The organism is Mumia sp. (assembly GCF_028803055.1).
Lineage (GTDB): Bacteria > Actinomycetota > Actinomycetes > Propionibacteriales > Nocardioidaceae > Mumia.
On the sequence record NZ_JARBCJ010000150.1, the window covers coordinates 287 to 8736 of the forward strand.

Here is an 8450-nt window from a genome sequence, read left to right on the forward strand (position 1 = left end):
CCCGGGGGCCCACCCGCCGGGCGGGCCCCTCCCCGGCGCCCGGCGGGGGGTGGGGGGGGGGGCCGCCGGGGCCCCCCCCCGCGACCGGGCTGTGACGGTCGGCGGGCGGCATGAGGCGTAACTTAACGGTGACCAGGGTCATGTCAAGAGTGCCGCGCGGAGGCACGGAAAGAGCGCCACGACGCCGCCGCGAAGGTCAGCCGTAGAAGCCTTCGCGCAGGTTGATCCCGTGCTCGACCCACGCCTTGAGGGCGGCCAGCATGCCGGTCCAGCCCGCGCAGTTGCCGAACGCGTTCTTGGCCCCCGTCCCGGTCACCAGCCACGACGACTCGGTGATCGTGACCAGGGTGCGCGCGCCGCCGTCGACCGGCTCGAGCTCGAACGTCGTGGTGGTCCGCCCGTCGTCGTCGGCCGAGGCCTGCGCGTCCCAGCGGATGACGATGAGCCGGGGCGGCACGGCCTCCACGACCGTGACCGGGAACTCGCCCGGGTGGTCGGCGAAGTCCCACATGACGGTCGCGCCGGACTCGAGTCGTCCGCGGGCGCCGCCCGTCGTGAAGTAGCGGGTGAGCTGCGCCGGGTCGGCGATCGCCTCGTACACCTCGGCGCAGGGCCTCGCGATGTGGCCGGACACGGTGAACTGCAGCTCCTGGAGAGGATCGTCAGTCATGTGATATTTTTACAACATGTCGCCGGCCGTGGGCAATACCCCCGACGACGACCTCGTCTTCAAGGCGCTGGCCTCACCGACGCGGCGCCGGATCCTCGACCTGCTTCGGGAGGACACCCGGACGACTGGCGAGCTCTGCGCGCTCCTGTCGTCACTCGACCGGACCACCGTGCTCCAGCACCTGCGCGTGCTCGAGCGTGCCGACCTGGTCACCGGCCGCAAGATCGGGCGCGAGCGCCACCTCGCCCTCGCGCCGCTGCCGATCAAACGCATCCACGACCGATGGATCAAGGACTACATGGACGCCGCGGTCGAGCTGCTCGGCCACCTCGCGCGGCCCTCCGACCGCGGCGCGGATTAACCCTTGCGTTGTCGAACATCTGTTCGATACCATCGTGTCATGTTCGACGCCGAGATCACCGCCGACCTGCGCCACGCGGCGCAGGCGCTGGTGGACGCCCCGATCGAGCTCGCTACCACCGAGCAGCTCGCTGAGGTCCTCGGAGTCGTGGCTTCGACGCAGGCGCTCCTCGACGGCGTGCTGGCGCGTGGACTGGCACACTTCAGCGACGCAGGCGGGCCGGAGGCTGCTGGAGCTGCTAACGCGAAGGCGTGGGCGCGCCGCGAGCTGCGCCTCGACGCCGGCGAGACCGGTCGTCTGATCACCGCAGCTCGGACGACCCAAGCGTTGCCGCGGGTCGCCGAGTCGTTGCGGGCCGGCAGGATCCGGCTGGATCACGTCCACGAGTTCTCCGCCGGCCTGAAGAAGGCCGATCCGGTCATCATCACCTCGGCGGAGGACTACCTGCTCGATGTCGCCGAGCGCAGCGAGCCGTCAGCGCTCCGGGCGGAGATCCGGGAGTTCATCGAGGCAGTGCACCCGGAGTCCCTGGACGCCGCCTACATCCGAGGGATGGACAAGCGTGACCTCCAGGTCTCCAAGGTCGGCGACGGCTATGCCGTGACGGGTTTCCTCGACATCGTCACCGGCGCCCGCCTCAAGACCGTCCTCGACCACCTGGGCGCCCCGGACGACCGTGACGATCGTCGACCCCCTTCGGAACGACGAGTGACCAATCTCGACCGGCTGCTCACCCAGGTTCTCGAGCACGGCCTGCCCAGCCGCAACGGATTCCGGCCCCAGCTCTACGTCACCGTCGACCTCGAGCGTCTTCAGGGCATGCCTGGCGCCGAGCCTGCGCGACTGCACGGCTGGGGCAGCATCCCTGACCTGCTCCTGGGGCGCCTTCTCTGCGACACCGACGTCACACCGGTCCTCACGGGCGCGCACGTCGACGACCGGAGGCGCGACTACGGAGGGCACGACCACGAGGTCCCCGACCAGCCCAGCGACCGACGACGGCCCGGCAGCGTTCTCGACGTCGGCCGGAGCCAGCGTCTCGCGACCCCCCAGCAGCGGATCGCGATCACCCACGCGCAAGGTGGGCGCTGCGCCAACCCGGGGTGCCACAACACCTTCCTCGAGCTGCACCACATCGACTGGTGGCACCGCGACCACGGCACGACCGACGTCGACAACCTCATCGGCCTGTGTCCGCGCTGTCATCACCTGCTCCACGCCGGGTTGCTCCATGCCCGACGCGAGCCCGGCACCGGAGACGTCATCCTCACCACCGGGGAGGGGCACCGTCTCTCCGACTCCGACGACCGAGACCGAGCCCTCAGGCGCCTGCTCGTCCGTCGGCGCCTTCGCGAGATCCGGCAGCTGGTCCACTCATCCGGGATAGCCGCCTGACCGGTGCCTGACCACCGGCGCCTCGGCGCGCCGGCCCACGAACACGCACGCCGGGCACGACCGGATCGGGGGATCGGTCGTGTCCGGCGTGTGCTGGGAGGGGCGGACTAGGCCCGACTGTCAGCCCTTCTTGCGGTTGAGGAACGCGAGCATCGCCGTACGCGCCTCGTCCGAGCCGAAGAGCCGCCCCGACTGCTCCGCGACGTCGTCACCGAGCGCGTCGATGCGAGCCACGAGGTCGGCGTTGAGCAGGGCCTTGGTCTCCCGAAGGCCCTGGGGGTACGCCTTGCGGAGCCCGTCGAGCACCCGCGAGAGGGCGTCGTCGAGCTCGGCCGCTGGGACGGCCTCCGTGACGAGCCCGTACGCCACCGCCTCGGCCGCGGAGAACTTCTCTCCGGTGAGGAAGGTCCGCGACGCCGAACGCGGCGACATCCGCGAGAGGGTGGTCAAGGAGATGACCGCCGGCGCCAGGGCGAGACGGACCTCGGTGAACGCGAACGTGACGTCGTCGGCACACACCACCACGTCGGCAGCGCCCACGATGCCGAGCCCGCCTGCGCGCACCGGACCGTGCAGGCGGACGATCACCGGCTTCGGGAGGGTCACGATGAGGCGCTGCAGCGCGACGAGCCCCTTGGCCCCCTCGACCATCCCTCCCCCGGCAGCCTCGGACAGGTCGGCGCCCGAGCAGAACACCGACCCGGCCGCCGTGATCACCACGGCGAGGACGTCGGGATCCGCCGCGGCCGTCTCCAGGTGCCCGACCAGCTCGCTCACGAGCTGAGCCGAGAGGGCGTTGCGGTTGTGCTGGCTGTCCAGCGTGATCGTCGCGACCTGGTCGGCGACCGCGAGGTGGACGAGCTCGGTCATAGGATGCTGCTCCTTCGTGACGTCGTGCGAGGGGTGAGAATCAGTACGACTTCGGCAGGCCGAGCGAGAACTGCGCGATGAAGTTGAGCACCATCTCGCGGCTGACCGGCGCGATGCGCGACAGACGCGACGCCGCCAGCATCTGTACGAGGCCGTACTCCTCCGCGAGACCGTTGCCGCCGTGGGTCTGGATCGCCCGGTCCACCGCGTTGCACACGACCTCGCCGGCCGCGTACTTCGCCATGTTGGCGGCCTCTCCGGCACCCATGTGGTCACCGGCCGCATAGAGCGCGGAGGCCTTCTGGGTCATCAGACGCGCCATCTCGATCTCGATGTGCGTCTGCGCCAGCGGGTGGGCCACGGCCTGGTGGGCGCCGATCGGCGCCTTCCAGACCTGACGGGTCTTCGCGTACTCGGTCGCGATCTCGAGCGCGAGCCGCGCCGTGCCGGTCGCGAACGAGGCCGCCATGATGCGCTCGGGGTTGAGCCCCGCGAAGAGCTGCTCGATCCCGGCGTCCTCACTGCCGATCAGCGCGTCCGACGGGAGGGCCACGTCGTCGAAGAACAGCGTGAACTGCTTCTCCGGGCTGACGATGCCCATCGGGATCTCCTGGAACGTGAAGCCAGGGCTGTCGGTCGGCACCAGGAAGAGCGCCGGCTTGAGGTTGCCCGTCTTGTGGTCCTCGGTCCGCGCGACCACGAGGACGTGGCTCGCCTCGTCGACACCGGAGATATAGGTCTTACCGCCGGTCAGGCGCCAGCTGCCGTCCTCCTGCCGGTAGGCCGTGGTGATGATCTTGTGCGAGTTGGAGCCCGCATCCGGCTCGGTGATGGAGAAGGCGAACGTGCTCGTCCCGTCAGCCAGGCCGGGCAACCAGCGCTGCTTCTGCTCGTCCGTGCCGTACTGCGCGATGATCGTGCCGACGATCGCCGGCGACACGACCATGAGCAGCAGCGGGCTGCCGGTCGCGGCCAGCTCCTCGCAGACCGCGGCGAGGTCGCCGATCTCGCCGCCGCCGCCCCCGTACTCCTCCGGCACGGCGACACCCAGATAGCCGAGCTTGCCGGCCTCCGCCCACAGCTCGGTGGTCTTGCGACCCTCGGCCGCTGCGGTGTTGAAGTAGTCGCGACCGTACTTGCGCCCCAGGTCGCGGACGGCCTTGCGGAGCGCCTGACGCTCCTCGGACTCGGCGAATGCGGTGGTGGTCATGCGAGGTCTCCTTCGGGGTTCTCCTGGTCGGCCGCGTCCTCGATCACCGCGAGGACGGCACCGGACTCGACCTGCGAGCCCGCGGAGACCGCGAGCTCCGTCACGATGCCGTCGGTCGGCGCCGTGATGGTGTGCTGCATCTTCATCGCCTCCAGCACGACGACCACGTCGCCCTGGTTGACGGCCTGCCCCTGCTCCACCGAGACCGACACGACCGAGCCGGGCATCGGGGCCAGCAACGATCCGGCGGCCACCTGGTCGGCGGGGTCGGTGAAGCGCGGGACGACGACGAGGTCGAGCGGCCCCTGGGGACCGTCGACGTCGGCGACGCCTGGAGCGGTGGAGACCGTGTACGCCCGTGCGACCCCGTCACGCTCGAGCACCACGCGGTCGGGAGCCACGGCGGTGGCGACCGGCGCAGCCTCGTCCTCGGACCCCGAACGCGGGACCAGACGACCACCAACCGAGTCGTACGCGACCGCGACCTCCTCGCCCCGCACCGCGAAGGTCACGGTGTGCGGCTGGCTCGCCACGTTGCGGAAACCGGCTGGGATCCGCGAGAGGACCCTGGCCCGCGTCGCGGACGCCGTGGCCGAGGCGAGCGCGGCCGCCGTGGCGTAGTCGCGGACGACGGACGTGTCCACGCGCGGCGCCGACCAGTCCGCGATGCGCTGCTCGAGCAGCAGCGTGCTGAGCTCGCCCGCGGCGAACTCGGGCGCACCGAGGATCCCGTGCAGGAGGTCGAGGTTCGTCGACACCCCGTGGAGCCGGGTGCGCGCGAGGGCGCCGCGCAGCATCCGGATCGCCGACGCGCGGTCGGGACCGAACGCGACGAGCTTGGCGAGCATGGCGTCGTAGTGGATCCCGACCTCGCTGCCCGATTCCACACCGGAGTCCAGGCGGAGCCCGTACGACGTCGGGCCGGCGAAGCGTCCCTCCGCACCCGGCACGTCGAAGACCCGGACGGTGCCCGTCTGCGGAGCGAAGTCGTCGGCCGCGTCCTCGGCGTAGAGGCGCACCTCGATCGCGTGACCCCGCGGGGCCGGCGGCTCGGTCTCGCCGGTGATCTCACCGAGCGCCCGACCCTCGGCGACCGCGATCTGAAGCGCGACGAGGTCGAGGCCCGTGACGGCTTCGGTGACCGGGTGCTCGACCTGGAGGCGCGTGTTCATCTCGAGGAAGGAGACGACGGCGTCGCGGTCGGCACGCTCCTCCACCAGGAACTCGACCGTGCCCGCACCGGTGTAGCCGACCTGCTTGACCAGTGCCCGCGCTGCATCATGCAGGGTCGTCCGGGTGGCCTCGGCCAGACCCGGCGCCGGGGCCTCCTCCACGACCTTCTGGTGCCGCCGCTGGAGCGAGCAGTCGCGGTCGCCGAGGACCCAGCAGGTGCCGTGGGCGTCGGCCATGACCTGCACCTCGACGTGGCGCGCGTGCTCGAGGTAGTGCTCGACGAAGACGGTGGTGTCGCCGAAGGCCGACCCCGCCTCGGCGGCCGCCTGCTCGAGCGCGGCCGGCAGAGCACCGAGGTCGCGCACGACCCGCATGCCACGGCCGCCACCGCCTGAGGACGCCTTGACGACGAGCGGCAGGTCCGAGGACGTCATGTCCTCCGGCTTCAGCATGCCGGCGACCGGTCCGCCGGCGGCCGCCATGAGCTCCTTCGACCGGACCTTGGAGCCCATCGCCTCGATCGCCTCGGGGTCGGGTCCGATCCAGGTGAGCCCCGCCGCACGGACGTCGGCGGCGAATGAGGCGTTCTCGGAGAGGAAACCGTAGCCGGGGTGGATCGCGTCCGCGCCCGTGGCGAGCGCCGCGGCGATGACGAGGTCACCGCGCAGGTACGTCTCGCCCGGCGCGTTGCCGGGCAGGCGTACGGCCGCGTCCGCATCGGCGACGAACGGGGCGTCGGCATCGGCGTCGGAGTGGACCGCCACCGTCCCGATGCCGAGCTCGCGGCAGGTCGCGAACACGCGCCGGGCGATCTCGCCCCGGTTCGCGACGAGCACCTTCTGGATCATCGAGCCTCCGTTGATTGAACCTGTCGAAACGTTCACAGCCGGAACACCCCGTAGCCGCGTGCGCCCTCGATGGGCGCGTTGGCGATCGCGCTCAGGCAGATGCCGAGCACCGTCCGGGTGTCACGCGGGTCGATCACACCGTCGTCGTAGAGCATCCCCGACGTGAAGTACGCCAGCGACTGCTCCTCGATCTGCTTCTCGATGAAGGCGCGCATCTGCTTGTCGCCGTCCTCGTCGTACGGCATGCCCTTCGCCTCGGCCGCCCCGCGGGCGACGATCGAGATGACGCCGGCGAGCTGGGCCGGGCCCATGACGGCCGACTTCGCGTTGGGCCAGCTGAACATGAAGCGCGGGTCGTACGCCCGGCCGCTCATGCCATAGTGGCCGGCGCCGTACGAGGCGCCGATGACGACCGAGATGTGCGGCACCGTCGAGTTGGAGACCGCGTTGATCATCTGCGCGCCGTGCTTGATGATGCCGCCCTGCTCGTACTCCGCACCCACCATGTAGCCGGTGGTGTTGTGCAGGAACAGCAGCGGGGTGTCGGTCTGGTTGGCCAGCTGGATGAACTGCGCCGCCTTCTGCGCCTCCTCGCTGAACAGCACGCCCTGGGCGTTGGCGAGGATGCCGATCGGGTAGCCGTGCAGCTGCGCGAAGCCGGTCACGAGCGAGGAGCCGTAGAGCGGCTTGAACTCGTCGAACTGCGCGTGCCCGTCGGTTGAGCCGTCGACCAGCCGGACGATGACGTCGCGCGGGTCGAACGGGACCTTGAGGTCCGTCGGGACGATGTCGAGCAGGTCGTCGACGTCGAAGGCCGGCTCGGCGTAGTCGGCAGCGGGAGTGGGTCCCTGCTTGCGCCAGTTGAGCCGGCGCACGATCTGGCGTCCGAGGCGGATCGCGTCGTACTCGTCGACCGCCAGGTAGTCGGCGAGCCCCGACGTACGAGCATGCATCTCGGCGCCGCCGAGCGACTCGTCGTCGGACTCCTCGCCCGTGGCCATCTTGACCAGCGGCGGACCGCCGAGGAACACCTTGGCGCCCTCCTTGACCATGACGACGTAGTCGCTCATGCCCGGCACGTACGCCCCGCCGGCGGTGGAGTTGCCGAACACCAGGGCGACCGTGGGCACCCTGGCCGCGCTCGAGCGCGTGATGTTGCGGAACGTCGCACCACCAGGGATGAAGATGTCCTTCTGCGTGGGCAGGTCGGCGCCGCCGGACTCGACGAGGTTGACCGTCGGGAGGCGGTTCTCGGCGGCGATCTGCGCGGCGCGGAGGCCCTTCTTGACCGTGAGGGGGTTGCTGGAACCGCCCTTCACCGTCGGGTCGTTGGCGATGATCATGCACTCGACACCTTCGACGACGCCGATCCCGGCGACGAGCGAGCCGCCGACGGGGAAGTCGGTCCCCCAGGCGGCCAGGGTCGACAGCTCGAGGAACGGCGCGCCCTCGTCGAGCAGCAGCTCGATGCGCTCGCGAGCGAGGAGCTTGCCCCGCGCGTGGTGGCGGGCGACGTACTTCTCGCCGCCCCCTGCCAGCGCCTTGGCGTGCTGCTCGGCGAGGTCGTCGATCTTCGCCAGCATCGCCTCGCGATGGGTCGGCGGAGCGTCGGTGGTCGGTGCGGCGTCGGCCGCTGTGGTCGTCATCGTGGTGCCTCCATGTTCAGCTCGACGGGGTTGTCGAGGTATCGGGAGAAGCGTCCGGCCTGCGCCGCGAACCTGTCGCGGTCGGCCGAGACCGTGTCGGTGAGGAGCGTCAGGGTGACGCTCGTCGGATCTGCCTTGCGGGTGGGGCGTGACCACTTCCAGCCGCCGACGACCCGCCCGTCGTCGACAACGAGCCCTCGGAAGAAGAGACCGTCGATCGGCCCGCGGGCGTAGTCTGCGCTCGCGTCTACGGCCTGCCGGTTCTTGTACGCGATGA

General features: G+C 70.7%; 8 protein-coding genes. 2 read left to right on the forward strand and 6 right to left on the reverse strand.

The window, feature by feature from the left end; translation table 11 throughout:
* Positions 1 to 196 precede the first annotated feature (196 nt).
* Positions 197 to 670, reverse strand: a complete 474-nt coding sequence (locus PV363_RS13510; protein ID WP_220342415.1) for an SRPBCC domain-containing protein — start codon at positions 668 to 670, stop codon at positions 197 to 199.
* Between the two features lie 16 nt (positions 671 to 686).
* Between PV363_RS13510 and PV363_RS13515 the strand changes: the two genes are divergently transcribed.
* Together PV363_RS13515 and PV363_RS13520 are read left to right on the forward strand one after the other, a co-directional pair.
* Positions 687 to 1031 carry a metalloregulator ArsR/SmtB family transcription factor gene (locus tag PV363_RS13515; RefSeq protein ID WP_301022578.1) on the forward strand — a complete coding sequence of 115 codons (345 nt, stop codon included), beginning with the start codon at positions 687 to 689 and terminating at the stop codon, positions 1029 to 1031.
* Between the two features lie 39 nt (positions 1032 to 1070).
* Positions 1071 to 2426 (forward strand): HNH endonuclease, encoded by a 1356-nt coding sequence (locus PV363_RS13520; protein WP_301022579.1) that lies wholly within the window; start codon positions 1071 to 1073, stop codon positions 2424 to 2426.
* Between the two features lie 120 nt (positions 2427 to 2546).
* Here PV363_RS13520 and PV363_RS13525 read toward each other — a convergent pair whose 3' ends face one another.
* The 5 genes from PV363_RS13525 to PV363_RS13545 form a co-directional block, all read right to left on the reverse strand.
* Positions 2547 to 3296 carry an enoyl-CoA hydratase family protein gene (locus PV363_RS13525; protein WP_301022580.1) on the reverse strand — a complete coding sequence of 250 codons (750 nt, stop codon included), beginning with the start codon at positions 3294 to 3296 and terminating at the stop codon, positions 2547 to 2549.
* A 40-nt stretch (positions 3297 to 3336) separates the two neighbouring features.
* Complete coding sequence (locus tag PV363_RS13530) at positions 3337 to 4506, reverse strand: acyl-CoA dehydrogenase (protein ID WP_220366785.1); 1170 nt, start codon at positions 4504 to 4506, stop codon at positions 3337 to 3339.
* Positions 4503 to 6527, reverse strand: a complete 2025-nt coding sequence (locus PV363_RS13535; RefSeq protein ID WP_301022581.1) for a biotin carboxylase N-terminal domain-containing protein — start codon at positions 6525 to 6527, stop codon at positions 4503 to 4505. The genes PV363_RS13530 and PV363_RS13535 overlap by 4 nt, the downstream gene beginning before the upstream one ends.
* A gap of 32 nt (positions 6528 to 6559) precedes the next feature.
* Positions 6560 to 8173, reverse strand: coding sequence for a carboxyl transferase domain-containing protein (locus PV363_RS13540; protein ID WP_301022582.1), 1614 nt, complete (start codon positions 8171 to 8173; stop codon positions 6560 to 6562).
* On the reverse strand, positions 8170 to 8450 hold a 281-nt coding region (locus PV363_RS13545), incomplete at its 5' end, for a hypothetical protein (protein WP_301022583.1). The genes PV363_RS13540 and PV363_RS13545, both read right to left, overlap by 4 nt.

Bases quoted from the DNA above. Each gene is read 5' to 3' on its own strand.
- PV363_RS13530 (WP_220366785.1), bottom strand. From the start codon at position 4,506: ATGACCACCACCGCATTCGCCGAGTCCGAGGAGCGTCAGGCGCTCCGC.
- PV363_RS13510 (WP_220342415.1), bottom strand. From the start codon at position 670: ATGACTGACGATCCTCTCCAGGAGCTGCAGTTCACCGTGTCCGGCCAC.
- PV363_RS13540 (WP_301022582.1), bottom strand. From the start codon at position 8,173: ATGACGACCACAGCGGCCGACGCCGCACCGACCACCGACGCTCCGCCG.
- PV363_RS13525 (WP_301022580.1), bottom strand. From the start codon at position 3,296: ATGACCGAGCTCGTCCACCTCGCGGTCGCCGACCAGGTCGCGACGATC.
- PV363_RS13520 (WP_301022579.1), top strand. From the start codon at position 1,071: ATGTTCGACGCCGAGATCACCGCCGACCTGCGCCACGCGGCGCAGGCG.
- PV363_RS13535 (WP_301022581.1), bottom strand. From the start codon at position 6,527: ATGATCCAGAAGGTGCTCGTCGCGAACCGGGGCGAGATCGCCCGGCGC.
- PV363_RS13515 (WP_301022578.1), top strand. From the start codon at position 687: ATGTCGCCGGCCGTGGGCAATACCCCCGACGACGACCTCGTCTTCAAG.